Annotated in this window: 26 protein-coding genes; 22 read left to right on the top strand and 4 right to left on the bottom strand. The window is 69.2% G+C overall.

Going from position 1 to position 25,638, the window contains the following annotated elements; all coding sequences use genetic code 11:
• The first annotated feature begins 201 nt into the window (after window positions 1-201).
• Window positions 202-549, top strand: a complete 348-nt coding sequence (locus tag BJ993_RS25445) for a hypothetical protein (protein WP_218865381.1) — start codon at window positions 202-204, stop codon at window positions 547-549.
• An 88-nt stretch (window positions 550-637) separates the two neighbouring features.
• On the opposite strand, the gene BJ993_RS25090 is transcribed toward BJ993_RS25445, so the two are convergent.
• The 3 genes from BJ993_RS25090 to BJ993_RS25080 form a co-directional block, all read right to left on the bottom strand.
• Window positions 638-1,936, bottom strand: a complete 1,299-nt coding sequence (locus BJ993_RS25090; protein ID WP_179652903.1) for an ATP-binding protein — start codon at window positions 1,934-1,936, stop codon at window positions 638-640.
• A gap of 95 nt (window positions 1,937-2,031) precedes the next feature.
• Window positions 2,032-4,302 (bottom strand): hypothetical protein, encoded by a 2,271-nt coding sequence (locus BJ993_RS25085; protein ID WP_257027734.1) that lies wholly within the window; start codon window positions 4,300-4,302, stop codon window positions 2,032-2,034.
• 471 nt (window positions 4,303-4,773) lie between these two features.
• A complete protein-coding gene (locus BJ993_RS25080) occupies window positions 4,774-5,181 on the bottom strand; it encodes a hypothetical protein (RefSeq protein ID WP_179652900.1) in 408 nt (135 codons plus the stop codon).
• Window positions 5,182-5,442: 261 nt separating this feature from the next.
• Between BJ993_RS25080 and BJ993_RS25075 the strand changes: the two genes are divergently transcribed.
• Window positions 5,443-5,877 carry a hypothetical protein gene (locus BJ993_RS25075; protein WP_179652898.1) on the top strand — a complete coding sequence of 145 codons (435 nt, stop codon included), beginning with the start codon at window positions 5,443-5,445 and terminating at the stop codon, window positions 5,875-5,877.
• A gap of 82 nt (window positions 5,878-5,959) precedes the next feature.
• Here BJ993_RS25075 and BJ993_RS25070 read toward each other — a convergent pair whose 3' ends face one another.
• A complete protein-coding gene (locus BJ993_RS25070) occupies window positions 5,960-6,304 on the bottom strand; it encodes an ArsR/SmtB family transcription factor (protein ID WP_179652896.1) in 345 nt (114 codons plus the stop codon).
• A 411-nt stretch (window positions 6,305-6,715) separates the two neighbouring features.
• Here BJ993_RS25070 and BJ993_RS25065 point away from each other — a divergent pair, with 411 nt between their 5' ends.
• The 20 genes from BJ993_RS25065 (at window position 6,716) to BJ993_RS24970 (ending at window position 25,471) form a co-directional block, all read left to right on the top strand.
• Window positions 6,716-7,480: a hypothetical protein gene (locus BJ993_RS25065; protein WP_179652894.1), complete on the top strand. Its 765-nt coding sequence runs from the start codon at window positions 6,716-6,718 to the stop codon at window positions 7,478-7,480.
• Window positions 7,459-8,430 carry a hypothetical protein gene (locus tag BJ993_RS25060; protein ID WP_179652892.1) on the top strand — a complete coding sequence of 324 codons (972 nt, stop codon included), beginning with the start codon at window positions 7,459-7,461 and terminating at the stop codon, window positions 8,428-8,430. The genes BJ993_RS25065 and BJ993_RS25060 overlap by 22 nt, the downstream gene beginning before the upstream one ends.
• A gap of 3 nt (window positions 8,431-8,433) precedes the next feature.
• On the top strand, window positions 8,434-9,213 hold the full coding sequence (locus BJ993_RS25055; RefSeq protein WP_179652890.1) for an SAF domain-containing protein: 780 nt from the start codon (window positions 8,434-8,436) through the stop codon (window positions 9,211-9,213).
• Window positions 9,213-10,046, top strand: a complete 834-nt coding sequence (locus BJ993_RS25050; RefSeq protein WP_179652888.1) for a hypothetical protein — start codon at window positions 9,213-9,215, stop codon at window positions 10,044-10,046. Before BJ993_RS25055 ends, BJ993_RS25050 begins: the two co-directional genes overlap by 1 nt.
• Complete coding sequence (locus BJ993_RS25045; RefSeq protein ID WP_218865389.1) at window positions 10,046-11,542, top strand: TadA family conjugal transfer-associated ATPase; 1,497 nt, start codon at window positions 10,046-10,048, stop codon at window positions 11,540-11,542. Before BJ993_RS25050 ends, BJ993_RS25045 begins: the two co-directional genes overlap by 1 nt.
• Entirely contained in the window at window positions 11,542-12,417 is an 876-nt protein-coding gene (locus BJ993_RS25040) for a type II secretion system F family protein (protein ID WP_179652884.1), read from the top strand. Before BJ993_RS25045 ends, BJ993_RS25040 begins: the two co-directional genes overlap by 1 nt.
• Window positions 12,418-12,422: 5 nt before the next feature.
• Entirely contained in the window at window positions 12,423-13,322 is a 900-nt protein-coding gene (locus tag BJ993_RS25035; protein WP_218865388.1) for a type II secretion system F family protein, read from the top strand.
• A gap of 37 nt (window positions 13,323-13,359) precedes the next feature.
• Complete coding sequence (locus BJ993_RS25030; protein WP_179652880.1) at window positions 13,360-13,557, top strand: hypothetical protein; 198 nt, start codon at window positions 13,360-13,362, stop codon at window positions 13,555-13,557.
• A gap of 47 nt (window positions 13,558-13,604) precedes the next feature.
• On the top strand, window positions 13,605-14,018 hold the full coding sequence (locus BJ993_RS25025; protein ID WP_179652878.1) for a TadE family protein: 414 nt from the start codon (window positions 13,605-13,607) through the stop codon (window positions 14,016-14,018).
• Window positions 14,015-14,725 (top strand): TadE/TadG family type IV pilus assembly protein, encoded by a 711-nt coding sequence (locus tag BJ993_RS25020; protein WP_218865380.1) that lies wholly within the window; start codon window positions 14,015-14,017, stop codon window positions 14,723-14,725. The genes BJ993_RS25025 and BJ993_RS25020 overlap by 4 nt, the downstream gene beginning before the upstream one ends.
• Window positions 14,722-15,147 (top strand): pilus assembly protein TadG-related protein, encoded by a 426-nt coding sequence (locus BJ993_RS25015; protein ID WP_179652876.1) that lies wholly within the window; start codon window positions 14,722-14,724, stop codon window positions 15,145-15,147. The genes BJ993_RS25020 and BJ993_RS25015 overlap by 4 nt, the downstream gene beginning before the upstream one ends.
• Window positions 15,148-15,172: 25 nt before the next feature.
• Window positions 15,173-18,412: a LysM peptidoglycan-binding domain-containing protein gene (locus BJ993_RS25010; protein WP_179652874.1), complete on the top strand. Its 3,240-nt coding sequence runs from the start codon at window positions 15,173-15,175 to the stop codon at window positions 18,410-18,412.
• Window positions 18,413-18,732: 320 nt separating this feature from the next.
• The gene (locus tag BJ993_RS25005; RefSeq protein WP_179652866.1) at window positions 18,733-19,620 is read left to right on the top strand and encodes a hypothetical protein; all 888 of its coding nucleotides are present in this window, start codon (window positions 18,733-18,735) and stop codon (window positions 19,618-19,620) included.
• Between the two features lie 75 nt (window positions 19,621-19,695).
• Window positions 19,696-19,947 carry a hypothetical protein gene (locus BJ993_RS25000; RefSeq protein ID WP_179652864.1) on the top strand — a complete coding sequence of 84 codons (252 nt, stop codon included), beginning with the start codon at window positions 19,696-19,698 and terminating at the stop codon, window positions 19,945-19,947.
• Window positions 19,944-20,864, top strand: coding sequence for a hypothetical protein (locus BJ993_RS24995; RefSeq protein WP_179652862.1), 921 nt, complete (start codon window positions 19,944-19,946; stop codon window positions 20,862-20,864). Before BJ993_RS25000 ends, BJ993_RS24995 begins: the two co-directional genes overlap by 4 nt.
• An 18-nt stretch (window positions 20,865-20,882) precedes the next feature.
• Window positions 20,883-21,212 (top strand): hypothetical protein, encoded by a 330-nt coding sequence (locus BJ993_RS24990; protein WP_179652860.1) that lies wholly within the window; start codon window positions 20,883-20,885, stop codon window positions 21,210-21,212.
• A 1-nt stretch (window position 21,213) separates the two neighbouring features.
• The gene (locus BJ993_RS24985; protein ID WP_179652858.1) at window positions 21,214-22,032 is read left to right on the top strand and encodes a hypothetical protein; all 819 of its coding nucleotides are present in this window, start codon (window positions 21,214-21,216) and stop codon (window positions 22,030-22,032) included.
• Complete coding sequence (locus tag BJ993_RS24980) at window positions 22,029-23,405, top strand: TrbL/VirB6 family protein (RefSeq protein WP_179652856.1); 1,377 nt, start codon at window positions 22,029-22,031, stop codon at window positions 23,403-23,405. The genes BJ993_RS24985 and BJ993_RS24980 overlap by 4 nt, the downstream gene beginning before the upstream one ends.
• On the top strand, window positions 23,402-24,937 hold the full coding sequence (locus tag BJ993_RS24975) for an SCO6880 family protein (RefSeq protein WP_179652854.1): 1,536 nt from the start codon (window positions 23,402-23,404) through the stop codon (window positions 24,935-24,937). Before BJ993_RS24980 ends, BJ993_RS24975 begins: the two co-directional genes overlap by 4 nt.
• 123 nt (window positions 24,938-25,060) lie before the next feature.
• The gene (locus BJ993_RS24970) at window positions 25,061-25,471 is read left to right on the top strand and encodes a hypothetical protein (protein WP_179652852.1); all 411 of its coding nucleotides are present in this window, start codon (window positions 25,061-25,063) and stop codon (window positions 25,469-25,471) included.
• Window positions 25,472-25,638: the final 167 nt, after the last annotated feature.

Raw genomic sequence — 25,638 nt, 5'->3', positions numbered from 1 at the left:
GGGGGCGCCGCCGACCGGGCGGAGGTTGGAGACGGGTCGGGCGGCGGGAGGCCACCGCGCCCGAAGGCGTCCGACGAGCGGGTCGGGGAGCTGCTGCAGGCGGCCGGGTACAACCGGGTGGTCACGCCCGAGGTCCTCGCTGCGTACCGCCGGTTCGCGACGCATGCCGGGAAGCCGGGACTGCCTCGGTGGAAGGCGGCGGTGGCGCTGCTCAACGGTGCCCAGGGCCGCGACGAGGTGCCGCATGTGCGGGAGATCTACGCCGAGGAGAAGCGGCGCAGGGATGTGCAGCGGCAGCGGGCCGCACAGCGCCGGCAGCGGGCCGGCGAGCTGGCCGACGAACACGCCGAGGCGTCCCGGGAGTACGTCGCGCGGGTGTGGGCCGAGACGGGGGAGGGGCCGACCTGGCGCGAGTTGGCCTCCGCTCTTGGCGTAGAGGGGCCGCTGGCGTCGGCGATGATCGACACGCTGCATCGCCGTGGGGTGCTCACCTCGACTAAGGAGCCCCGCTCGCTGGCCGTGACGCCGGGACCGGCCGACGACGAGTGACCGCCCCGGCTGGCGTAGAGGTCCGCATGCCTGCCGGTCACCTCTCCGCGGGCTGCCCCCGGCGTGGGAGCCGGGCTGGGTCGCCTGGCTACCGGGAGGGACGCTGCGGCGGTGAGCCGGCGGGAGGATCGTGCGGCGGGATGGCGGGGGAGCGGTCTGGGTGGAGGGCCGGCGTCTGGTGACCGCCTCCGGGCTCCTTGGTGCGGACCCAGTCGGCGAACCCGGGGATGGTGAAGCGGAGGATGCCGCGGCGGGGCGCTTCGATGATGCCCTTGCTGATGAGACTGCGCCGTGTCATGCCGAGGGCTTCGGTGTCGACGCCGAGCTCGGCCGCCACGGCGCCGCGTTCAGTCTCGGTGTCGGTGAGGCTGGCCATGGCCTTGAGCATGTCTCGTTCGGCCTTGGTCGCTACTTCCCATCGGGCGCGAAACAGTGAGGCCAGGTCGGCGTCGCTGGTGGCTCGGCCTTCGTTGAGGTGGGCGAGGGTGAGGGTGTCGCCCTCGTCGGGTTGGGCGGCGTCCCAGGTGGCTGAGCCGATGATGTGCAGGGACTGCGGGTAGCCGCCGGCCGCGGCGAGGGCTTCGGTGAGCGCGTCGTCGTCCCACCGGACGTTGAGTTGCTCGGCTGGCTCGACGAGCACGGCGCGGGCGGCGGCCTGGCCGAACTCGTGGAGGACGAATTCGTGTGTGCGCTCGCCGAAGGTGGCGGCACGGGTCAGGTAGGCCTTGGTTTCGGGCAGGCCGGCGCCGACCACCCCGAGAGGGAACTTCTCGCGTTCGCCGTCCATGTTCTGCACGGCGTTGAGGAGTACGGCGGCGTCAAGGACGGCTCGGGGGTCTGGTTCGTACTCGCGTTCGCGACGCGACAGCAGCGGCGCGTGTAGCTCGTCGATGATGATGAGCAGTCCGGCGCCGCCGGCTTGGCGTACGAGGTTGGATGCGCGGTGGAGGAAGTCCTCGAGCGGCCCGACCAGGGCGGGGGATCCGTCGGTGGCCTCGTCGGTGCGGGTGATCTTGGCTGAGACCTTGGCGAGGCCCACGCCGACCTCGAGGCCGATCTCTTGGAGTTGGTGGCGTCCGACTTTGGGCAGTTGCTCGGCCGCGCTGAGGGATCGGGTGACGCGGTCGACGACGTCGGCGAGGAAGGGCTGGTGTTTGAGGCCGGACGCCCAGGCGACGACGAAGCCGGAGGCCTCGGCCTGGGCCTGCATGTCGCGCATGAGGGAGGTCTTGCCGAGTCCTCGCGGGCCGGTCGTGACGGCGAGTGGGCCCATCATCTCCCCGTAGGCGACCACGCGCGCGAGTCGGTCGCGTAGGCGCCGACGCTCGGTTTCGCGGCCGACGAATACCCGGGGGCGGCCGCTCGGGGTGTAGGGATTGGGGATCACTGGCCGAGCTCCCTACTGTTGGTTACAGAGCGGTGCAACTGTAACGCCCGGGCTGCATTCTTTACAGAACGACCCGCCGGGGGACACCCGTCCCGCTAGCCGGCGACCTGATGTTGATCCTGCTCGAGGAGGTCGCCTTGGCGTTCGAGGAACGCTGCATCGCGTTCGGCCGCGCCGTCGGGGAGCAGAGCTGCTCGCTCGGCGTCGGGGGTCGCTGGCCGCTCGTCCAGGGGCGGCGTGGCGAGACGCTGCGCGGTGAGGCCGTAGCGGAGCCGGTGGCGATCCCACGAGGCGACGGACGCGCCGCGTTCGGCGGGGGAGAGGTCCTGGAAGCGTTGCTTGCGTTCGAGGCTCCGCGCGACGTATTCGTCGGCGGGCAGGGTCCGTAGCCAGGTCTGGTATGTCTCGAGCTCGTCGAGGCCGGCGCGGATGCGTCGTTCGGCGAGGCGGGCCTTCAGCGCTGCCTGCTGGCTGATCGACATCTGCTCGAACTCCAGCCGCCTCGTCGCGACGCGAGCGGCTTGGGCGGCGGGGGAGAGGTGGTCCCACCAGACCTTCTCCTTCGCCCTCTGTGCCTTGATCGCCCGTGCCCGCCCGGCGGTCCAGCTCGACGTCGTGCCGGCGCGGTACGCGGCACGTTCGGCTTCGATCGTCTCCAGCTGGCGGGCGTACGCCGCGGCCGCATCGCGCTCGATCTGCACAGACCGGGGTCGGGTCGCGGCCTGCCAGCGTCCATGCTCGTCGACCCGGACCATCCCTGCCCTACTCAGAGCCACCAGAGCCGCCTTCGCGGTCGAGCGCTGGGACTTCGACGGCTCATCCGCACCGTCCTCCACCAGCCCTGCCTTCACTGCCAGGTCAGCCAGGTCCAGCGGCCCCGGGCTGGTCAACAGCGTGCGCCAGAGGCTGTGGCTGGCCCGGGGGAGGATGAGCCAGAGGCCGCGGGGGGTCGGGGGTGGGTCAAACACAGGTGGGGGGATTTGCCGTCCCTCCCCGTGCGGAGCGGAGTTGATTTCGAACTCATAGCTCGACGAGTCCCGCTCGGTCAGAGACAGGCAGTCGGTGTGCAGGGTGCCGAGGCGGCCGTTGAGGCGGGCGAGAGCCGCGCGGACGGTCTTGCGGTCACCCAGGCCGGTGTCGAGGAGCAGATCCCGCTCCGGGCAGGGGACCCGCAGCTTCCCCTTACGCAGCACCCGGTCCAACAGCTGGTGTCCGACCAGCAGCAAGGCAGCACGCTGACGGGCCGGGACGGTCCACTTCAGCCGGTCGAGCTCCTGGCGGGCGGCCGCGACGGCCTCGAGGACCTCGGCCGGCGGCGCTTCGACCTTCCTGGGCTTCCCGGGGGTGGTGTTGAACTCGCTGGCGGAGCGGACGAGCTCGTTCCACACGTAGCCCAGCCACCACGAGTAGCCCTGGTGCTTGGCCTTGGTCATCGCGGCCGGATGCGACTCACGGATGATCCGCCAAGCCATCTCCGGGTCACCGATCGCCCACACCATCTCGCGGGTGCAGGCCGCCTCGACGAGGGACCGGTCGACCTCGACCGCCGTGCGGGTCTTCGTCGCGCCGGCCGCCCACGACCCCGCCGGGATCTCGCCGGTCAGCAGATAGGTGCGCCACTCGGTCCGCAGCTGACGCTTCCACCGCTGCAACGCCAGCGGCACCACCAGGCCCGAGCCGGCCGCAGCGGCGGACTTGTGGCCAGCGTTCGTGGGCTTCACCTTGACGCGAGGCCGCAGTGGCGAGGGGGCCGGCGGGTCCGGGAGCAGCCGCTTCAGGCCGCGCAGAGCCTCACGTAGGTCACCCTTCGGCCTGGTGACCGCACCGAACCGGTGAGGTGAGGACAGGGGCCGCACCGCATCGCGCAGGTCAAGCTCGTTGCGGGGGACCTTCACGTCCTCAGCCAGCGCAGTGAGGTAGCCGCTCACCGCGGCCGCGAACCCACTCCGGGCAGCAGCCGGGGCGTAGTGGAAGTCGGGGTGGGCGAAGAAGATGTGCCAGCGGCCCTTCGCGCCGCCGGAGGGCCGCTCCAGCACCCAGCAGTCGCGCCGGGACAGCCAGTCGGAGACCTCGGCCGCCAGGAAGTCACCGAGCGGACCGGGCACGTCGACATCGACCACACCGACGCCGTCACGCAAATGCCCCACCAGTGCGGCGATCCGGCCCCTGCCGACCAGCTCGAGCCCGTCGGCCAGCGACGGCACCACGGTCCGGGGGACAGCAGTGTTGCCGGAGTCGATCACCAGCCACTGCGACGCATCAGGGTTGAACAGGTGCTCATCGAGCGCCAGCAGTCCCGGCGGGACACGCCGACCTGCATCAGGGTGTGCGGCATCGCCATGCGACGCCGGTACAGTTACCGGCAACAAGTTGCTCTACCTCCTTCCAGAGGCACCCACCGAGGAATCCAGTTGGCGCTGGCTCCCGGTCACTAAGACGGTCAGGTCCTGTTGGCGCAGGACCTTTCGTCATTTCTAGGGCGATCCACGCCCGCTACGGCTACCGCCGGCGGCGCCCACCTCCCTCCACGAACGACAGGTCAGGAAACTCGTGGGCCGGGTCACGGCATCCAGCTCATCGACCAGGCCGGCATCGGTCCGCGAGCCGATCGCCAGCGCAGGGGAGGGGACTGTGCATGCGTGGCGTGCGTCGACACGCCCGCGCGGGAATGACTTCCGTGCGGTGTCGCACTGCTCTAAAGTGGGCAGCACAAAGCCTCCTCTGGCGTTCTCATAACTTCGCGAATCCGGGCGGCAACCCGGTGGAGCATCCGACTTGGCCCCGCGGCAACGGGGCCTTCGTCGTTTTCAGGGCACTGCCCTGACCCGGTCAACCGGTCATGCGGCTCCTTGTCGGGCGGAGCGAGTTGTGCTGGCCTCGAGTGACTTCTTCTTCACCCGAGCGGTGAAGGGGACGCCGAAGCGTTCGCACACGAGCTCCGTGACAATGTCGCCCATGGTGGCGCCGCGGGCGTCGGCCACTTCGATGACTACGTCGGCCGCAGGTCGCGGCACCATGGCCGGATAGCGCATACGGCCGTCGAAGGCAGGAGCGGGATCGGGATGATCGCTCACCTCACCCACCGGCGGGTCCATCACGATGCCCACCTGGTCGGCAACAAGCCATCCGAGGTAGTCGCCGACGTAGCAGCCAAGGGTTGCGGCCTCGGCCTTGACCAGGTCGGCCACTGCTGGAGGCATGCTGGACACGACCTTGTGACGATCGCCCTTCGCCTTGCGTCCCATGTCCTTCATCCAATCGTGGAGGTCGCCAATCGGTCGGGAGCCCGTCCCTGCGTGTCGAGAATTTCTAGAAATCCACGACACGTGGCGAGCTGGGTCCATTGTCGCGAGCAGGATTTCCGCGCAGGTTTATTTGGTCGCATGGCGGCGTGGTGCTCCCCAACTCGCGACGCAGGATGGCGCGGCGTGCGGGGCTGACCTGCAGCGCCGCTCTAGAGTGGTGCCTGATTTACGCGCGATTATTCACCTTCGAGGGGAGTGGACATGGCCGAGCGCCGCGTCATCGACCTCGCCGAGCGCGAAGGCTTGGGCCTCGGAGGTCAGCAGGCCACCTGCGCCAACCCTCGATGTGACGAGCAGTTCATCCGTACATCGACGCGCGGACGACCCAAGGACTTTCACGACGAGGACTGCCGCCGCGCGGCCGAACGCGATCTCCGGCGTATCCAGGCCCAACTCGCGCACCACGAGCGACAGGCTGAGCAGCTCCGTGCTCGTGCTGGCGCCTACCTGCGGACCAGCGGCGAGACTGGTACCGATCCAGCTGGTGGCGCCGGTCCCACCGCCGAAGAGATGCGCGTGGCGCGCGAAGCGATCGCCGAGGTCCGCGGAATGTCTCGATTCCTCGACGGACACCAGGATGAGTTTGCGCGTGACCTGCTCAAGCTCTGGCAAGCCGTCGAACCGCTCGTGCGGTAGCGAAGTTCCACGGCTCAGTGACCGCCCAGCGAGTCAGTCGGCCAGCTACGGGTGGCGAGCCATCTCCCGCGCCGTTCGCCATTTACCCAGGCAGGTTCGTCTGACCGAGGGCGTATGTCCGCCACGTGTTGGCGACCTCGTTGACCCTCTGCTTGTTGGTCTCCCACATCACCACCCGGCCCTTGGCGCGACGATCCCCGCGGGGATGATCGGCGGCCACTAGGCCCATGTCCTCGAGTACCTCGAGGTGACGTCGCACCACGCGAGGGTCTGCGTCGATCACCTCAGCCAACTCCGTTGCGTTCATCGCCCGGAGCGAGAGGTGCCGCAGGATCTCGGTCCGCGTGCCGTTTCCAATCGCGTCGATGATCGCCACCACCCCCTCAGGCATCGCGGGCGGCTTCGACAGACGTGGCACGCGCTGCATTGTGCCGGACCCCGAAACACGCCGAACTCTTTTAGTTATGACGGACATTTAGCGTCCGTCATGTGTCATGCTCAGGGTAATGCAGAACAGAACCCGATGGTGGGAACCACGGGTCACGCCCGGAGCGTCGGACTTGACGACGCAACGGACAATGGAGGCCCCCGGTTCGGGCCGGGGCGGGAAGGGCGCTGGTCTTGGGGATGCGTCAGCAGAGACGACCGGGGAAACTGACACCCCGGCGGAAATCGGTGCGCCAAACTCCGCAAGCGCTGCACCGCGTTGAGAAGCGCCCCGCCGTCCGGACAGCCGGTTGCTGCGGCCGATTCGCCGCACGCAGTGCCTCTTTTGGCGCCGGCGGCGCCCTCGCATCTGAGGCGCTTGATCGCGCGTCCCGAAGATTGTTCGCCGGCGGTGTCCGATCTGATCCGTCGCCGGTTGCCTTCGCTGTTAGAGAGCCACGCCAAGAGGGAAGGACTTCACCTTGAACCCGACTCGCAGTACGGCGCGGTCGGCAAGCCGTCGGCCATGTCGTCAAGACTGGTGCCCAAGGCCCGTGCATCGGGCGACTCGGGCTCAGGAAGGACGCTCATGAAGCGCACTCTGATCGCTGCCATCGCCATCGCGATGGCCGGAACCCTCTCCAGCTGCGGTGACGACGAGCCGAAGGCGGACCCGACACCAACGAAGTCGGCCTCGCCCTCGAGCTCGGCCACCCCGACACCAGAGCCGACGTGGGACGACAAGTACAGCCCGGCGCAAATGAAGAACTACCGCGCGGCCCGGGATCGGTGGCTCGAGTTCTGGGAGGCCTACACGGAGGCCGCCCGTACCGGCGCTGACACTCCTGGCCTGAAGGCAATGTTCGAGAAGTACTCGCTAGCCCCGTTGGGCGAGCGCTCGCAGTTCCTGGACACCTACGTCCGGGGCGGCGCCCGGATGGAGGTTGCGCCAAAGGTGCTGTGGACGAGCGCGACCAAGATCAAGCCGAAGACGGTGATCTTCAACTACTGCCTCGATTACACAGACGCTCGCATCACGACCAACGGACAGGTCAACAAGATCGACGACCCGAGCCGCAGGCTCGTCGAGGTCCAGATGGAAAAGACGTCAGAGGGCTGGAAGAAGCGTGGATACGTCAACAGTGAGGTGAAAGCATGCCCCGCCACAGCGCCCTGACGAGGATTCCTGCCGCGGTCGCCGCATGTCTGGCGGTTGTCAGCGCAGTTGCAAGCGCATCTCTGCTGTTCGCGACTGCCACGACTGAGCGTGCCTGGGCCGACGGCCCCGAAGACTGCCCGCCGGGCACCGGCTGGAACGCAGATCTCGGTGCTTGCATTCAGATCAACATCCCCGGCGAGACCCCTGGCCCTGGCGAGACGCCCAACCCTGGCGGCGGCGAGCAGGTTTGCCGCGACAAGGACGGCAGCGAGGTCCCGTGCACGAAGGACGGGTTGACGTGGTGGGGCGGCCCGCACTGGTGCTACGCCGAGCCGGACAATCCGCAGGATCCGCCCCCTCGGGGCCACGAGGATGAGAACGGCCTGTGGTGGACCTGTCAGACCGGCGCGAGCGACACCGCGGAGAGTTTCGCGGTCTGGTGGGTGAGCGGTGGCCTTGCGCCGGTGGATGGTGCGGCGGTTGCCCGTCAACTGGTGGTGACGATCCCGTTCGAGCTGGCTGACGCGAAGATTGCGCCCCCGCCGACGTATCACACCTACATCTCGTACAAGAACTGGCTGTGGATCGAGTCGGGGCAGTGGCGCACTGTCTCTGCGACCGAGTCACTGCGTGGCGCAACCGTCACGCTGACCGCTACGCCTTCCTACGTCGAGTGGGACATGGGCAACGGCGACACACAGTCATGTGTCGGTCCGGGTCGCGAGTGGGTGAAGGGGATGCCGGAGAACGCTCCGACGAACTGCTCCTACTCCTACGACGAGATGGAAGACCCCAAGGGCGACACGTGGACCGTGTCGGCGCAGATCAGCTACACGCTGGCGTGGACGTGCACGGGCAACTGTGGCGGCGCGACGAGTGGAGACCTCGGCTCGCAGCTCGCCGCTGCCGGTGACTCGACGACGATCACGGTTTACCAGCGCCAAACGGTCAACAAGAACGGCGGATGACAAGTGACCTCTCTGGATTCTCGGACCTCGGGCCGCGCCAACGACCGGCGTACGGCACCTCTGCCGGGGGGCCTGCCTGGTGCGGCCTCGCTGTCGAAGGCGGTGTCGAAGGCGCCCCGCAAGTACGGGCAGATGCTGATCAGCGCCCTGGTCGTGATCGCGGCAGTGATCGCGGGCGGTTGGCTCTACGTCAACAAGGGCGGCGTGGAGGAGGTGTTGGTGGTTGCCCAGCCGATCCCGGCCGGGCACCCGATCACTGAGGACGACGTCCGCACCTCCAAGGACCCGCTGTTGGTCTCGCGCAGCGTCTCCGGGATCGACGGGGCGATCCCGGTCTCCGAGGTGGACTCGGTGTTCGGGCAGCGCACCACGGTGGCGCTGCTTCCTGGTCAGGTGCTGACCGAGGACTCGCTGACCAGCGACCTTCTGCCGCAGGCGGGCAAGCGACTGATCGCGGTGAATCTCCCGGCCGGTCGCGTGCCGGACACCCTGGCGCCCGGCTCGGTGGTCGACGCGATCGCGGTGCCGCAGGAAGGCCAGTCGGGTGACCCGAAGATGCTCGACGACCCGACGGTGATCTCCGCCGGCGCGACGGTCTACTCCTCGAAGAAGTCCCAAGACGGCACCGTGGTGGTGACGATCCTGATCTCGGAGACCGACGCGAAGACGGTGGCCGCGTACGGGGCCGTGGGGCAGTTGACGCTGCTGCAGGCCCCGATCACCGAGGGTGACCCGGCTGACTCCGCTCCCCAGAACGACAGCGCTACCGGAGGGCAGGGCTGATGCTGATCGCTGTGTGCTGCGACCGCGGTGCCCCGGGGTCGACGACGACGTCGTTGGCGCTGGGCGTCTCGACGCCGGAACCCACGATCGTCGTCGAGACCGACCCGTATGGCGGTGACCTCGCGCTGCGGTGTGTCGCACCCGGAGGCCATGGGGAGGCGTTCCCGCCGACTCCGACGGTCCTGACTCTCGCGACCGAGGCTCGCACGTCGGTGACGCCCGGCCTGGCGGCCAGCAAGGCCCATGAGTTCACGGGCTCGACGCGGATCGTGCCGGGTCACTTCTCGGCCGAGCAGGCCGCCGGAGTGAAGAACTGGGCTCCGCTGGCAGAGGCGTTGTGGGCCTCCGCATCACGGGTGGTGGCCGACCTGGGGCGGATCCACTCCAGTTCACCGACGATCCCGGTTGCCGCCGCCGCCGACGTGGTCGTGATGGTCACCCGCCCGGAAGTGGGTGCGGTGATGCACCTCAAGGACAGGCTGGAGCGACTCGCTCCGGTGCTGGCGAACATCCGCAACGCCCCTCCGGTGGTGGTTCCGGTGGTAGTGACGTCAAAGCGGCACGCCGGCGGGGTGGTCGAGGAGGTCGGTCGGATGCTGGCGCCGAGCAACGCCGCCGGCGTCATCGCCGGGATCGGATGGATCGCACTGGACCCCGCAGGGGTCGAGGCGATGCACGCCGGCCAAGTCGGCGGCAAGAACGCGCGTACGCCGCTGCTGAAGTCCGCTGGCGTCCTCAACGACCAGATCAACCAGGCCGCTGGTCTCGGACCGTACGGCGCGCATGCTGCCGCAGCGGCGGAGGCGTACGCCGGCCAGGGGGGAGAGGCGTGATGGAGAGCAACGGAACCAGCTCGAACGGCCGCGGCACGCACCTGAACGGGATGCACCTGAAGCAGCTCGTTCCCGTCGACCAGGTACTGGTCAAGCGCCTCCAGTCGCGCGTTGGCGCACGTCGCGGGAAGGCGCTGGAAGAGTTCCGCCGCAACGGCCAGCCGGTCCCCAAGGGCGAGGACGCCCGACAGCACACCGAAGCGCTGCTGGCCTCGGTTCTGACCGAGTACGAGTCCGACCTGGTCGAGGACGGCCGTACCCCACTGGAGGAAGACGCTCGGGCCCGACTGGAGGCCGCGCTCAAGGCCCAGTTGTTCGGGGCGGGCAACCTCGACCAGCTGCTGGAGGATCCCGAGGTCGAAGACATCGTGATCAATAGCTGGCAGAACGTGTTCGTCACCTACGCCGACGGCAGCAAGGCACAGCTGCCGCCGGTGGCCTCCTCGGACAAGGAGCTGGAGGAGATCGTCAAGACGATCTCGGCTCACGACGGCCTGTCCACCCGTCCGTTCGACCTGATCAACTACAACGTCACCCTCAGGCTGCACGACGGTTCACGCCTACACGCGGTCCAGGGAGTGAGCGCCAACGGGCTGTCGATCTCGATCCGCAAGCACCGCCACAAGAGGGCGACACTCCTCCCGGTCCCTGGGCTGGCCGAGCGGGAACGCGCAGCCGGCGTGCCGGCGTCGCTGCGCACCAAGGACCTGCTGAGCGAGGGGACCGTTGATCACGACCTCGCGGCCTTCCTGTCCGCGCTGGTCAAGTCGCGTCAGAACATCATGGTCGCCGGAGCCGTGAGCGCGGGGAAGACCACGCTCGTGCGAGCGCTGGCCTCCGAGATTGACCCGATGGAGCGGCTCATCACCGTGGAGCGGTCGATCGAGCTCGGGCTGCACGAGGACCCCGAGCGTCACCCCGACATCGTCCCGCTCGAGGAGCGGCTGGCCAACGTCGAGGGGGAGGGCGCGGTATCGCTGGCTGACCTGGTCCGCAACTCGCTGCGGATGAACCCCTCGCGGGTGATCGTGGGCGAGGTCTTGGGCGACGAGGTCATCACGATGCTCAACGCCATGGCCCAGGGCAACGACGGGTCGCTGAGCACGATCCACGCGAACTCCTCGCGCGACGTCATCGGGAAGATCCAGACCTACGCCCTGCAGGCAGAAGAGCGACTGCCGTTCGAGGCAACCAACGGCCTGATCGCCAACGCCTTGAACTTCATCGTGTTCCTTCGCCGGATCCGCACCGAGGACGGTCGTCAGCGCCGCATCGTCGAGTCGATCCGTGAAGTCGCCGGACGCGATGAGGACGGGGTGAAGACGACCGAGCTGTGGAAGTTCAACAAGGCCACAGGCCGCACAGAGTTCACGCGGAAGGCGATCATTCGCGAGGAAGCCCTCCTCGATGTCGGCTGGGACCCCGACGGCACAACGGACCTGAACAGGTTCGTCGAGCCCAGCGACAACGCCGGCGATGCGGGGTGGCAGATCTGATGACGCTCTTCATCGGCTGCGTCCTGGCGGTCTGCCTCGGCATCATCGGGATCATCCGCACCGCGCGCGGCAAGAGCCTGCTCCCGGCTCGGGTGACCACGGCCCGGCGCAAGGTTGCCGATCCCCAGCAGACGGCCCGGCAGGTCACGATCGCGCTGATCGTCGGCGTCGTCGTCGGGATCTTGACCCGCTGGCCGGTGGCCGGACTGATGGCGGTCGCCGTGGTGATCTTGTGGCCGAAGCTCGCGCGCTCGGGTGCGATCGAGAAGCACAGCGTGGCCAAGATCGAGGCGATCGCGAACTGGACCGAGTCCCTGCGCGACGCGGCAGCCTCCGAGTCGGGTCTGGAGCAGGCGCTGCCGGCCACCCTGGACGGGGCGCCGGCGCTGCTGCGCCGGCCGCTGCGGAACCTGGTCAACGCCCTGGACCTTCGTACCCCGCTGCCGGTCGCGTTGGCTCAATTCGCCGACGAGGTCGACGACCGCGGAGCCGACAAGGTCGTCATCGCCCTCTCGCTGACCGCACAACAGCGTGCCGGAAGCCTCAAGCGGGTGCTCACGACGCTGGCCTCCAACACCCGCGCGGAGCTCGAGATGCGCCGCAAGGTGCTCACCGAACGCAACGGCGTACGCCGGCAGTCCAACCAGGTCGCGCTCGGCCTGCTCGCGCTGGCCGGGCTGCAGGCAGTCTTCCTGCGCGGCTGGGTCGAGCCCTACAGCACGGTGTACGGCCAGATGGTCCTCGCAGTGCTGGCCGCGGTCTACGTGGGCCTACTGGTCCGGCTGCAGCGTCTGGCCGCGCCTGAGCCCCACCCACGGTTCCTGTCCGGCGCGGACGCTCTGGCACAGGCCACGGGCAGGCAGGTGGCCTGGTGATTCCGATGCTGATCGTCTCCGCGGTGGCGGGCGTCGCGCTGCTGCGGCTCCACCGGCTGGCGTTCCCCGCCGCCCCGCCGCTGGCCGACCAGGCGGCGCGGTGGGAGCGGGCACGCGCCCGGGCCGGCCGACGCGCCCGCCTCGACATCGCACCCGAGGACCAGACCTGGTCGAAGCGGGCCGCGGAGTGGTTCGCAGAGCATCTGCGCAACCGACGGCCCGACGACATGCAGACCTACGAGCGCGACCTCGCCGTCACCGGTCAGCCCACGGAGGAGTGGCTGGCCAAGCTCTTGGTCTGGTTCCTCATCGGCCTTCTCGGCCCGGTCGCGCTGGTGCTGCTCGGCAACGGCGCCGGGCTGGGTATCCCGATGCTCGTCGCTCCTGCACTGGGGCTGGTGAGTGCCGTGGTCGCGGTCATCGGCGAGGTCCGCCAGCTGCGCGAGATCGCCGGCAAGCGCCGCGAGGAACTGTGCGACGCGCTCTCGGACTTCCTCGACCTGGTCGTGATGTCGATGGAGGGCGGCCGCAGCCACGCCGACGCGCTGCCCACCGTGGCCCAGATCGGCACCGGCTGGGCCTTCCACACCCTGTACGACGCGATCGACAACGCTCGACCCAACGGCATGACGCCATGGGAGGCGCTGGGCGAGGTCGGTGAGCGATTCGGCGTCGTCGAGCTGATCGACCTCCGCGCCTCGTTGAACCTGGCCCAAGACGAGGGCACCAGCATCCGCAACACCCTCATCGCCCGTGCTCAGTCGATGCGCGATGCCCGACTGGCCGATGCCTACGCCCGGGCGAACAAGTCCACCGAGGCGATGCGCAACAACCTGATGGTCATGGCGCTGGTGGCCGCCGCCTACGTGATCCTCGCCCGCGTCCTGTTCCTGTTCTCCGCCTAGTCCCAACGTCGTTTGCTTGAAAGAAAGGAACCCACACATGAACGAGTTCACCCACCTGAAGATGGCGATTGAGTACTGGCGCTCCCGCTGGGAGGTCGCTCGCCGTGACGAGCGCGGGGCCTCGGCGCCGGAGTACCTGGTGCTGCTGCTCGGCATCCTGGTGATCGCCGGGCTGGCGATCGTCGCGGTCCGCACGTTCGTCACCAACAAGGGCAACGAGCTCAACGGCCGGTAGGGCCTCGAGATCCAGCTGTTCCTGCCATCGAGAGCGAGAAGCCAGCCATGACCATCGCGAAGCGCCTCCGGCCCCTTTGGGGCCTACGGTTGCGCCGCCGCGACGAGCGCGGCCTCGCGGCCCCGGAGTTCGTGGTCGTCATGCCGGTGGTGATGCTGATCTTCCTGACGCTGGTCCAGTGGTCGGTGCAGCTGTACAACGACCGGATCGTGCACGCCGCGGCTCGTGAGGCAGCAGTCGACGCCGCCGCCTGGGAAGGAACCGAAGACGCCGGCCGGCAGACCGCCAACGAGTACCTGGCCGACTCCGGCAGCGACCTGTCCAACACCAGCGTCAGGATCAACGTGGGGGCGACCGAAGTCACCGTCACTGTCTCCGGCGACGTAATGACACTCTTGCCCGGCTTCAACAAGCGGGTGTCGGCCACTGCCACCGTGCCACGGGAGAGGTTCGCAGAATGACACGGCCGCCGACCACAACAGACTGGCGAGACGCCATCCAATACTTCAGCCACGACGGTCCCGGAGGCGATGAAGCACTCGCAGCCCAGCACCCCGACCTGGTGGCTGCCCTGCACACGCTGAGCCCCAGCGACGAGCCGTTGACGATCGGCCGCCACAGCGTCACCCGCCAAACCGATGGGGCCTGGCGAGTCGGGAACGACCGGAACCTTGCCTCACCGTGGGTCGTGGTCCAGTCCCTCCGCGCCGCCCACCACCGTCGCCGCGACCGCAGTCTCTTCCGTGAGCGGCTCCGCGCACCCCGCGACGAGCGCGGCTACACCGCCGTCGAGCTCTTGGCGATGACCACCGTCCTTGTCGGCTTCATCACCGTCGTCGTTGGCGGCGGCCGGTTCGTCGACTCGAACAGCCAGGTTGATGACGCCGCATACGCGGCCGCGCGAGCCGCATCCCTGGAAACGAACTTCGAGGCCGGACAGATGGCAGGCCGCAAAGCGGCTGCCGACGCGCTGGCCGATCGGGGCAAGGCCTGCACACAGCTGACGGTGTCGTTCGCGGGAACAGATTTCCGGACCTCGGGTCACGTGAGTGTCGAGGTCACCTGCCACGCGAACCTGAGCGACGTCGTCGGTTTCGGCCTGCCGGGCGCCAAGGACTTCACCAGCACAGCCGTGGTCCCCATCGAGCAGTACCGGCGGCTGCCATGACGTCGCGACTCATCCGACGGTTGCGGGCCCGGCGCGACGAACGAGGAGTGGTCTCTACCTGGACGATCCTCATGGCCTCGGGGGTGTTCCTGGTGCTCCTCGGACTCGTCTATGACGGCGGCAACGCCATGAACCAGCGCATCGCTGCCCACCGCGCCGCGGAACAGGCCGCGCGGGCGGCCGCCGACGAGATGCGCGGCGTCCGTGACGGGACCGAAGGCATCAACCAGGCGACCGCGACCGCACGCGCCAACCAGATCCTGCAGCAGGCCGGCTGGAGCGGCACCGTGAACATCAACGGGCTCGACGTCACTGTGAGGGTCACGGGAAAGTCAGACAACGCGTTCCTCAACGTCCTCGGCTTCGCAAGCTTCCCGGTCGACGAGACCGGCACCGCAACGTCCATCACGGGCCCGAACTAGGTTCCCGGGAGAGAGAAGAAACACCATGCTGGGATTGGTCAAGCGACTCGGAGCCCTCGCACTGCTGCTGGGGCTCCTCGTCGGGTTCCCCGCCCTGCTGATCGCGGCCGTGGGCAACCCCTGGCCCGCTGGCGGGTTGAACGAGCTCTCGCTCATGAGCAACTCGGCCGTGCTCGGGATCATCTCGCTGCTGGGCTGGTTCGTGTGGGCGCAGCTCCTGCTGTGCACCCTGTGGGAGATCCCCCCTGCGCTGCGCCACGAGCCCCAGGGGGCCCCGAGGCTGCCGATCGCGGTCGGTGGCCAGCAGAGGTTCATCCGCATGCTGGTCCACACCGTGCTCGCGGTCGGCGTCACCTCGACAACTCTGCTCGGATCGCACGCAGCCACCGCGGAGGCTGCCCCTGCCGCACCCCTGCGGCCCGTCACCCATGTCGCACACCAGTCGCCGGCCGCGCACCCGGAGACGAGCCCCACAGCCTCACCGGTCCAGGCCGCACCGGACACCACCCAGGACCACCGGGCCCACCCTCCGAAGATCGTCACCGACAAGGGCGACACCTTGTGGGGCCTGGCCGAGAAGCATTTGGGAGACGGGTTCCGGTGGCAGGAGATCGCGGACCTGAACCAGGGGCGGGGCATGGCCGACGGGCGCACCTTCAGCAACCCGCGCAGCATCGAGCCCGGCTGGGAGCTGCTGTTGCCCGCCGATGCGACCGACCTGCCCGGCGACCAGAGCTCCGAGACCGAGCACGTCGTCACCCCTGGAGAGACGCTGACCGGGATCACCGCGGAGACCACTGGCGACCCCGACAACTGGCAGGCGCTGTACGAGGCCAACAAGGACGTCATCGGCAGTGACCCTGACCTCATCTACCCCGGGCAGGTCCTCGTCCTGCCGGGCACTGGCGACGTTGCCCCGGGCACGGACCGGGCGCCGCAGCGAGAGCCCGTCCCCGTGCCCGACAAGTCCACCGGTGGCCAGGACGAGCAGTCGGGCGACACGGGGGCCGACGGATCCTCGGGAACCGAGAATCAGGCTGGGCACGACGAGCAGCAGACCCCCGAGGAGCCGGCCACCCCGATCGCACCGTCGCAGGAGTCGGGTCAGGAGGCACCGGGAAATACGGAGCAGATGCCAACCTCAGCCGACGGTGCCGAGGAGGCCAGCGACGAAAGCGGGATCACGGGCCTGCGCGCGCTGCTGGCCAGCGCTGCGTGTCTGTCGGTGGGAGCCCTGGGGATGGTGGCCGCCAACCGGCGACGCCAGTTCCGTCGCCGCCGGATCGGCCGCACGATCGCCTCGACACCTGACGAGCTCGTGGAGGTGGAGCAGGCGATCATCGAGAACGGCTCCGAGGCGCAGGAGGATGTCACGTTCCTCGACCGGGCCCTTCGACATGTGGCCGCGTGCTGCAAGGTGGCCGGTCAGCCGCTGCCTCAACTGGGCGCCGCCGTACTGGGCGATGAGGACCTGACGCTGCTCTTCACCCACCCCGCGCCCGGCGGCGTGCCGGAGGGCTGGACCGCGACCGATGACGCCCGAGCCTGGATGCTGCCGCGCTGGACCTTCCTCGAGGAGGACCTGGAGAACCAGCCGGCCCCGTACCCGGCTCTGGTGACCATCGGCCAGGACGAGGGCGGTCGTACCTGGCTGCTCGACCTGGAGACGCTGGGCATGTGCGGGATCTGCGGCGATCCCGAGCAGGTAGCTGACCTGGCGCGGTTCCTGGTGGCCGAGCTTGCGGTCAACGCATGGTCGGAGGGTAGTGAGGTGCTGCTTGCCGACCAGTTCGGAGCCGAGACGATCGGTCTCAACCCGGCCCGTCTGCGGCAGGTGCAGCGCAGCGACGCTCTGGCTCGGGCAGCGGTGCTGACCGGTGAGATGGGCGAGGGTGAGCAGAACCTGGATGCTGACCTGCTGACTCGTCGCCGAGACGGGCTGCTGCTGGACAGCACCAGCCCGGTGGTGGTCGTGGTGTCGTCGCGACCCGAGGGCGAGTTCGTCGCCGACATCGAGGGCCGGGACCGCTCCCGGGTCGTGGTCGTGCACGGCGAGGAGGAGTCGCCGGCCGTGGAGCTGGCCGGCGACGGGATGGCGTTCCTGCCGATGTGGGGCATCAGCGTCAAGGTCTTCACGCTGCCGACCTCCGAGGCCGAGGCGATGGCGGCGCTGGTGGCGTCGACACGCAACCTCGAAGACGAGCCGGTGCCGGACACGCAGTCTGACGAAGGGCCGCTGGGCAAGTACGCGCGTGCCGACGGCTCATTGCGCGAGGAGTACACCGAGCCGCGGCGCACCGATGGCAACGACCCCTCCTCGATGCTGCCCGATGCCGACGAGGTCTACCTGGCCACCGCGGCCACGACCCCCGAGGACCTCGCTGCGGCCGCGCCCAGTGTTCCCAAGGAGGTCCGTGCCGAGATCGCGGCACTCGACCCGACACTGGACCAAGACGTGGCTGATTGGTTCGACGAGTCCTCGCCGCGGCCCAAGGTGCACCTGCTCGGTCCGGTGTCGGTCAGTGCACGTGACGGTGGCGACCCCGCGGCGATCGACAACGCCGGGGGCACCGTCTCCTTCATCGCCTACCTGGCCGTCCAAGACCATGGGGTAACCGGGGAGCGGGCCGCCGTCGCGTGCGGGTGGAAGACGCAGAAGACGGTGCAGAACCGTGCCACCAACGCCCGCTTCCTGTTGGGCACCCGACCCGACGGCAGCGACTGGCTGCCGGACGCGAGCATGAGCGCCGGGGCCCGGCGAGGCACCAGCCCCACCTACGAGCTCGTGCGGGGGACCGGCGGGGTCCTGAACAGTGCGGACCTGTTCGTGCGGCTCAAGCACCGCGCCGAGCGCCGCGGTGACGAGGGCTGTGAGGAGGACCTGGTGACCGCGCTGTCGTTGGTGACTGGGGCACCATTCGAGGCGGCCACCGAGCACCGGTTCAAGTGGCTCTTCAAGCCGGGGCAGCAGCGGTGGGACGAGATCCTGGTGGGAGCCATCCACGACGCGGCCCACATCTTGGCGACGCGGGCGGTCACGGCTGGCCGGACCGACCTGGTCAGGGTGGCCTGCGACGCAGCCCGTAAGGCCAGCCCTCACAGTGACATCGCGTGGCTCGACGAGGCCGCCGCCACGGAAGCCGAGAGCGGTCGTGACGCCGCTGGCGAGCTCATCCGCGAGCAGGTCCTCGACCGGTACGACGAGGACCTCCCGCCGCGCTCGGAGGCCGTCGTGGAACAGCGCGAGTGGGGTGCCACCGGGTAGCTCGCCGCAGGCTCCGGATAGGGCCCTCGAGGGCGGCTTCGGCCCTGTCTCACCTGGATGGTGGGACAGGGCCGAAGCCCGTTTTGGGGTCGTCCACGGGGTGTCCGCAACCGGTGCGGACGAACTTTTTTGACTTTTTCTCCGAGGGGCCTGGTGAGGCCGCCTCACCGGCTCTGACCTGCGGTTTTGCAACTTGGTGAGCGGGTTGGTGAGCGGTCATCGGGCCGGTCGGCGGGTGGGGTGAGCGCTGTGGTGAGCGAGGTGGTGAGGGGTCGGTTCTGCAGTAGGCGCGTCCTGATCGCCTCTCTCGGAGGACCGCCATGTCGGCCAATCACCCCGCCCACGAAGTCACCATCGGCGCCGCAACTCGCACCACGGCTCCTGGCCCGTCCTGGAGCGACGCCCACCACCAGCGCCGCAGGGCACAAAGCGCGCTGGCCACTTCGGTCATCAGCAGCCTGGAGCGCTCCGGGAAGTGGGCCGAGTGGCAGCAGGTCGAACCCCGTCTGGCCGGGTTCACCAGCCTCGAGGAGGCCCGGGAAGGGTGGCGTCGACGCGATGAGCGCTGCTACCAAGTCGTCGCCGGCCTGACCGCCCTCGGGTCCCACCGCGGAGGCGATGACGACGACGCCGCGCTGGCCGTGGCGGTGCTGCTCGAGGAGGGCGTAAACCGGGTGGCGATGACCCTGACCGACGTGTGCGAGATCGACGACGTCAACGCCACGGTGTGGGAGGAGGTCAAGGGCGCCGAGCCGCAGATGGGCTGCCACGCCGCCACGTACCTGCTGCGACGCGCCCGGCAGCGCCTCAGCCGCCCGGCCGCCGGAATGGTCTCCCGGGTCGACACGACGTCTCTGGAAGCGCGGTCCGAGCGGATGAACTCGTTGGGGATCGGCAGCGATCCCGGGTCGGGCCCGGTCAACCTGGTCCGCGACGCGGTCCTCACGGTCCCGGAGGTCGAGGACCCGGTCGAGGACCTGGCCGATCTGCTCACCTGGGCGCGCGAGGTCGGCGTCATCGACACCGACGAGATCGACCTGCTCGTCGAGCTCCTCGCCGCCGAGAACGACGGCATGCCCCGTGAGGAGGCTCAGCGGGTCGTCGGCGAGCGCCACGGCGTCGCGATGCGGACGATCCGACGCCGACGCGACCGCACCGCCGCGCGGCTGCGCGACGCCGCCCCGAAGTACCTGGCCGCCATCGCCTGAACACCTCAGTCTGCATTCTCGAAGAATTTCCCGCGCCCTGTCCGATCCGGACAGGGCGCGGTTGCTTCTCCAAACATGAGCGAGCAGGCACACACCGCAGTCACCGTCTCCGAGCCGACCCCCGAGGTCGTCGCGCAGCTGCTGGACGTGGTGGCCGACCACAGCGTCGACCACGCGCTGTCCGACATCGAGCGGATGGTTGCGCGCCTGCGCGCCGACGCCGAGGAGGCCGCGGAGGCACGCGAAGTGCTCCGCAACACCCCTGCCGCCGTTCTCCGTGAGGCGCTGCGGCTCCGGGCGGCGGCACGGATCGAGGCGGCCCGATGAGCACCAGCACCGTGCCCCGCTACTCCACGCGTGAGCTCCAGGCCGCGGCTGCCGCACTGGCAGCCGGCACGTTCTCCACCACGTCCACGCGAACCGCGACAGCGGACGCGGCCGAGGACCAGGACTCGCAGGCGATCGCGGCGCCGCCGGCAGCGGCCGAGGATCGGGGCCGGGCCCCCCGAGGCACCGACCGCACGCCGGACGAGGCCGTCGCGGCGACGGGGGCGCTGGTGCGGGTGCGTGCCGCCAACGCTGGCGCCGGGGCCTCGACGATCGCCCTGGCCCTGGCCGATGCCGCAGACGCCGCAGGTATCCGCACCCGCGTGCTTGATACCGCAGCTCCGGCCTGGTCGGGACTGCTGGGCGCCACTGTCACCGAACTCGGCGCCGCCGAGGGCTGGCGCCGCGGCCGCCGCGGCGACGGTGTGCTGATCGACCGTGTCGAGGACCCGGTAAGAGTCCTTGGCGAGGTGCCCCGCCCGCGGTCGGTGGATGGCGTCGACCTAACGGTTCTGGACGCCGGCTGGTCCATGCGTGAGCTCGCCGCTTCCGGGGCGGGCTCTTGGGTCGCCACGACGCCGGCACGCGCAGAGGTCCTGGTGACCCGGCCGCACGGTCTGGCATTGAGCCAGACCGAGGCGGCGCTGGCCGACGTCGAGGACCAGCTCGGCCGCGACGGGGTCGTGGTCGTCGTCGTGGGTGCAGCCCGCTGGAGCGATCGCGAGTTCGCGGCCGCCGGCCGGCTGCTGCGCACAGCGCGCCAGCAGGAGGCCGTCCTGTTCATGCCGTTGCTACCCGCCAAGGCCCTGCCGGGCCTGGGCCCTGACCCGCTGCCCAAGCAGCTCACAAGCCCCTCTCAGCGCCTGCTGGAGCGGATCACCACCATCACCGGCCCGCTGACCGCGAACCGGACGTGAAAGGAAAGAGAGAAGAAGATGATCATCGAGACCATCTCGGAGGTCGCCACCCAGATCGCGGCCGCGGGACACATCAGGGCCGAGGGTGTCGGCGACGTCTGCGCCCAGGCCCCGACCGGCGTCAAGCCGTACGTCAACGACATCCTCGGCTGGGTCAAGTACGGCGTGATCGCCATCATCATCGGCGCCGGCTTCGCCTCGTCGGGCGCACTGATCGTGGGGAAGTTCGGCCAGATGGGCCGGGCCGCTCAGATCGGCGCCTCGGGGCTGTTCTGGACCGTGATCGGCGCGATCGCGTTCGTCTGCATCTACGCCATCCTCAACGGCATCGTCGGGAACGGCTGCTGACATGTTCGACCGGACCCGACACGTCTACCAGGCAAAGCTGGTTGACCCCGACACCGAGTGGACCCGCCGCAGGCTGCAGATCCTGCTGGGGATCGCTGCCGTCGTCGTCCTCGCCATGGCGGCGGGCGGCGTGTGGTCGGTGGTCAGCATGCTCACCGGCTCGTCATCCGGAGACGGAACCGGGTCCGATTCGGCTGTGTCCGCCCAGGACCAGCTCGCCGACAAGCAGTTGCCCGACGCGCCCCTGGAGGCCGCGCAGCCCGGAAGCCTGTCGTCGGGCGAGACCGGCACGATCGAGATTCCGGCACCAATGGAGGTGGGGGAGGTCGGTGTTGCGACCGGGTTCCCGCACACCCCGGAGGGCGCTCTGGCCCAACTCGCCGCGATCGACACGACCGCGCTGACGTCGGCGTCGGTCCGAGTGGCCCAGGAGGTCATCACTGCGTGGTCCGCACCCGGCGGTCCGACGGCCGAGAGCTGGTCGGGTGTGCAGGGCCTGGCCGCGCTCCTGGAGTCGGCCGGAATGTCCTCGGACGCCCAGAACACCATCACGATCGGCGCAGAGCCGAAGATGGGCTTCATCAAGGGCACGGTCGGTGACGACTTCGTCATCCCGTGCATCGACTTCATCATCACCGCCACTACCGCGTCGGGCCGGCCACAGCAGGTCGCGGCAGCCGACTGCCAGCGCATGGTGTGGCAGGACGACCGTTGGGTGATTGGCGAGGGCGAGGAGCCGGCGCCGGCGCCGTCGCTGTGGCCCGGCTCCCAGGCCTCGTTCGACGCCGGCTACCAGTGGCTGGAGGTGCCGCAGTCATGAGCACGCAGACCATTGCGGGCATCGTCCCGATGATCGATCTCAACCCCTTGAACTGGCTCGGAGACAAGGCCAAGGAGGGCCTGGCCGACGGCTTCACCTCGATGATGATGTCCATCTGGTCAGGCGCACTGTGGCTGCTCAAGACCGCGTTCGGACTGATCGACAACTTCACCCCCAACGTCGCCGACCCCGACCTGGCCAAGCTCTACTCCGTCACCTTGTGGATCGCCCTGGTGATCGCCCTGGTGATGGCGTTCGGCCAGATCGGGCTGGCGGTCCTCCGGCAGGACGGCCGCGGTTTCGGCACCTTGGCCGCGGGAGTGGTCCAGTACGGCGCAGTCCTGTCCTGCTGGATCACCGTGAGTGCGGGATTCATCGCCGCCGCGTCCGGGCTTACCAAGGGCATCTTGGACACCCTGCTCGGCGTGGACAGCTTCTCCGGCTACGCGGCCGGCGACGGGTTCGTCGACCGCGTCTCGGGCACGACACAGGCAGCCACGCTCGGGATCTGTGCGCTGTTCATCCTGATCCCGGCGTCCTTTGGTCACATGGTGATCATGATGGTGCGCTCGGCGGCGCTGCTGATCCTGGTGGCCACCATGCCGATGTCGGCGGCGGGAGCGTTGTCGGAGGGCACCAAGTCGTGGATGTGGAAGTCGATCCGCTGGTTCATGGCCTGCGTGCTGATGGAGCCGCTCCTGGCGCTGGTGGTGGGGATGGGCACACAGTTCGCGTGGGCCGGCATGCCCGACGGCCAGGAGCAGGGCCTCGGCGACAATCCGCTGCACTTCAGTTCGACGTCAGAGAACATCGGCATGTCAGTGGTCGGGTCGATCATCATGCTGGTGGCCTGCTTCATGCCGCTGGTGTTGTTCCGGATGCTGGCCTTCGTAGACCCCGGCACCGCGTCGGGTGCCTCGTTCCGCTCGACGATGGACGCCAACGGCGGCGTCGCCGGACTGTTGAAGGGCAAGGGCGCAGGCGCCCAGGCGTCCGGATCCGGTGCCGCGAGCGAGACCGCCTCGGACGGCCGCACGACCTCGGAGAACGGTGCTGATGCCGAGACCGCGAACAGGTTCCAGTCCTCGGGGTTCAAGAAGTTCGGCGGCAAGGTCGGCGGGGTCGTCGGTGGTGCCATGGAGAAGACCGGGAAGGTCGCCCAGGCCGGCGCCTCGATGAGTGTCGACGTGCTCGGCCAGGCCGGCATCGGCAACCAGGGCTACTACCCGACCGACCACACCCCCAAGCAGAAGCGTCAAGGACAGCACGGCCAGCAGCGCCGGCCGTTCAACGACACCAACGGCGACGGCGTCGCCAACGACATCCCACCCGAGGCCCAGGCCGCAGTCGAGGACGGAGCGTTCGTCGCATGAGCGTCTACGGAGCATCCGCAACCCGTGACCGGCAGGCCTGGCTCTTCGGACTCACCGGACCCCAGTTCTTCCTGGTGCTGGCCGCCGGGTTCCCGACCTGGATGGCGATCGCCATCGGGCAGTGGCTCGCGCTGCTGGGCCTCGTCCCGATGTGGGGCCTGGTTGCGCTACTGACCTGCCTACCGATCCGAGGCCACTCGGCATTCCAGTGGATCGGCGTCCTGTTCCGGCACCTGGTCGGCGCGGCGTTCGGCTGGTCCCGGTTCCAGTCCAAGGCCGCCGCCGGCGACCTCGACCTCGGCGACGAGGACGACGAGGACGACGGCGAGGCAGGCGAGGCGGACCTGCCCGGCATCCTGTCCAGCATCCAGATCCACGACGGCCCGCCGATGACCGGGCAGACCGCACGCCCCGCGATCATCCAGAACCACGCAACCCGCACGTGGGCGGCCACCGCGCGGGTCGTCCACCCGGGCATCGGGATGAGCGACGACGCGGACCGGTTCCGCATGGGCGCCGGCCTCACCGAAATGATGGAGGCCGCAACCGCTGGCAACCAGATCGACCTGGTCGTGGTGCAGGTCCGCACCATCCCCGACGACGGCACCGAGCGCGACGAGTGGGTGCGTCACAACGCGAGACCCGACGAGCCGGAGGTTTCGGCCCGGGTCAATGCCCAACTGGAGGCGATGACTGCCGGCGCGGCGGTGCGCCGCGAGGCGTTCGTGACAGTGGTGGTTCGAGAAGACGTCATCAACAAGGACGCCAAGCGCGCCGGGCGCGGCGTGATGGGCCGGGCGAGGATCCTGTACTCGGTGCTGGCCGAGGTCGAGGCCCGGCTGACCGGGTCGATCGGCTGCACGCGGGTGAACTGGCTCGATAGCTCCGAGCTCGCCGTGGCGATCCGCACCGGCTTCGAGCCCGGTGATGCGCCCGCGCTCGCGGACGCGGCGATCCATCACCGTGACGACCCGTCGATCGCGGCCGGTGTCCCGCTTGGCGCCGCTGGTCCCACGAACGCGTCGACCGCGATGCGGTCCTACCGGCACGGCGAGTGGGAGTCGATCTCCTCCACGATCCTTCTGCCCCGCAAGGGCGCCCGGATGGGCGCACTGGCGCGGGTACTGGTCCCCTCCCAGCCCGGCGAACGGCGCGCACTGACGGTGTTCTACCGGCCGGTCTCGCAGCAGGCGGCGGACAGGTCCACCGGCCGGGCGCAGATGTCAGCGTTGATGGCCGGCACGCTGCGTGAGAAGGCTGGCAAGGTCGAGCGGGCCAAGGACCGCCAGTCGGTCGGCAAGCTGCACGAGCGTGACGAGAAGCTCGAGATGGGTCGCTCGCTGGTCAAGGTGTCCTCGGCGGTCTCAGTCACGGTTCCGGCCGGGTGGAACGTCCAGGACTTCGGCCGTCGTCTCGACGCCTCGATCCGTATCAGCGGCTTCACCCCACTCCCCCTGGACGGGGCACACGACGCGGCCTTCGCCGTGTCCGCGATCCCCCTGGGGGCAGGCATACCGAAGAAGCGGCGCTAACCCGAGAAGCGTCGCAGTTCGGCCCCGGCCTGAAACAGCCCGGTCGTCAGATGTCCGATCTGGCGGCCGGGCTGTTGCTTCTCCGGGCACAACCCCACCCGCATGAGAAACGGAGATCCCCGTATGAGCACCAATGATGGCTTCACGGTCTCCTCATCGCCGTCGGGTCCGCAGAACGTCAACCGCCGCATGGCGCGAGAACTTTGCCGCAACACCACCTGGTTGCTGGCCGCGGCCGCGCTCGGTTACGCAGTGGCCTGGCATACGTTCCCGTCCGCAGACACCGGCCTGGCTGATACCGCCGTCAGCCTCGTGCCGCTGATCCCGCTGATGTTCGGCGTGATGTGGCTGTCCCTGCTGGGCCTGCCTGTCACCGTGCTGCTGGTTCGCACGCTCGGAGTCCGGTCCGGCGACTGGCGGAAGGCGCTCGGGTACGCGGCCCTGGCGAGTGTCGTTGCCCTGGCCATGGTCGCCGGGGCCGTCACCGTCTTGACGTCCGTCCTCGAGCCGCTGTGGAGCCGCTGGCCCCACTGAGGCACATCGGATTCAAAGAGCCCGGCCACCAGATGTCCGATCTGAGGGCCGGGCTGTTGCTTCTCCGGGCATGGAGCACCAATCCGCCCTGTCGAAGGAGTCACCCGTGTTGCCGCGATCGAGTAACCGCACCCGGACGTCACGACCGCCGCTGGTTGGTCGCCTGC

Origin of the sequence: Nocardioides aromaticivorans (assembly GCF_013408525.1) — a bacterium.
Taxonomy (GTDB): domain Bacteria; phylum Actinomycetota; class Actinomycetes; order Propionibacteriales; family Nocardioidaceae; genus Nocardioides; species Nocardioides aromaticivorans.
The sequence above is the reverse complement of the archived record's forward strand: the minus strand, read 5'-3'. Positions and strand labels throughout refer to the sequence as shown.

Coding starts and splice junctions, on each gene's coding strand:
- BJ993_RS25080 (WP_179652900.1), bottom strand. CDS start 5,181: ATGGGACGCAAGGCGAAGGGCGATCGTCACAAGGTCGTGTCCAGCATG.
- BJ993_RS25075 (WP_179652898.1), top strand. CDS start 5,443: ATGGCCGAGCGCCGCGTCATCGACCTCGCCGAGCGCGAAGGCTTGGGC.
- BJ993_RS25070 (WP_179652896.1), bottom strand. CDS start 6,304: ATGCAGCGCGTGCCACGTCTGTCGAAGCCGCCCGCGATGCCTGAGGGG.
- BJ993_RS25060 (WP_179652892.1), top strand. CDS start 7,459: ATGCCCCGCCACAGCGCCCTGACGAGGATTCCTGCCGCGGTCGCCGCA.
- BJ993_RS25050 (WP_179652888.1), top strand. CDS start 9,213: ATGCTGATCGCTGTGTGCTGCGACCGCGGTGCCCCGGGGTCGACGACG.
- BJ993_RS25045 (WP_218865389.1), top strand. CDS start 10,046: ATGGAGAGCAACGGAACCAGCTCGAACGGCCGCGGCACGCACCTGAAC.
- BJ993_RS25040 (WP_179652884.1), top strand. CDS start 11,542: ATGACGCTCTTCATCGGCTGCGTCCTGGCGGTCTGCCTCGGCATCATC.
- BJ993_RS25035 (WP_218865388.1), top strand. CDS start 12,423: ATGCTGATCGTCTCCGCGGTGGCGGGCGTCGCGCTGCTGCGGCTCCAC.
- BJ993_RS25030 (WP_179652880.1), top strand. CDS start 13,360: ATGAACGAGTTCACCCACCTGAAGATGGCGATTGAGTACTGGCGCTCC.
- BJ993_RS25025 (WP_179652878.1), top strand. CDS start 13,605: ATGACCATCGCGAAGCGCCTCCGGCCCCTTTGGGGCCTACGGTTGCGC.
- BJ993_RS25020 (WP_218865380.1), top strand. CDS start 14,015: ATGACACGGCCGCCGACCACAACAGACTGGCGAGACGCCATCCAATAC.
- BJ993_RS25015 (WP_179652876.1), top strand. CDS start 14,722: ATGACGTCGCGACTCATCCGACGGTTGCGGGCCCGGCGCGACGAACGA.
- BJ993_RS25010 (WP_179652874.1), top strand. CDS start 15,173: ATGCTGGGATTGGTCAAGCGACTCGGAGCCCTCGCACTGCTGCTGGGG.
- BJ993_RS25005 (WP_179652866.1), top strand. CDS start 18,733: ATGTCGGCCAATCACCCCGCCCACGAAGTCACCATCGGCGCCGCAACT.
- BJ993_RS25000 (WP_179652864.1), top strand. CDS start 19,696: ATGAGCGAGCAGGCACACACCGCAGTCACCGTCTCCGAGCCGACCCCC.
- BJ993_RS24995 (WP_179652862.1), top strand. CDS start 19,944: ATGAGCACCAGCACCGTGCCCCGCTACTCCACGCGTGAGCTCCAGGCC.
- BJ993_RS24990 (WP_179652860.1), top strand. CDS start 20,883: ATGATCATCGAGACCATCTCGGAGGTCGCCACCCAGATCGCGGCCGCG.
- BJ993_RS24985 (WP_179652858.1), top strand. CDS start 21,214: ATGTTCGACCGGACCCGACACGTCTACCAGGCAAAGCTGGTTGACCCC.
- BJ993_RS24980 (WP_179652856.1), top strand. CDS start 22,029: ATGAGCACGCAGACCATTGCGGGCATCGTCCCGATGATCGATCTCAAC.
- BJ993_RS24975 (WP_179652854.1), top strand. CDS start 23,402: ATGAGCGTCTACGGAGCATCCGCAACCCGTGACCGGCAGGCCTGGCTC.
- BJ993_RS24970 (WP_179652852.1), top strand. CDS start 25,061: ATGAGCACCAATGATGGCTTCACGGTCTCCTCATCGCCGTCGGGTCCG.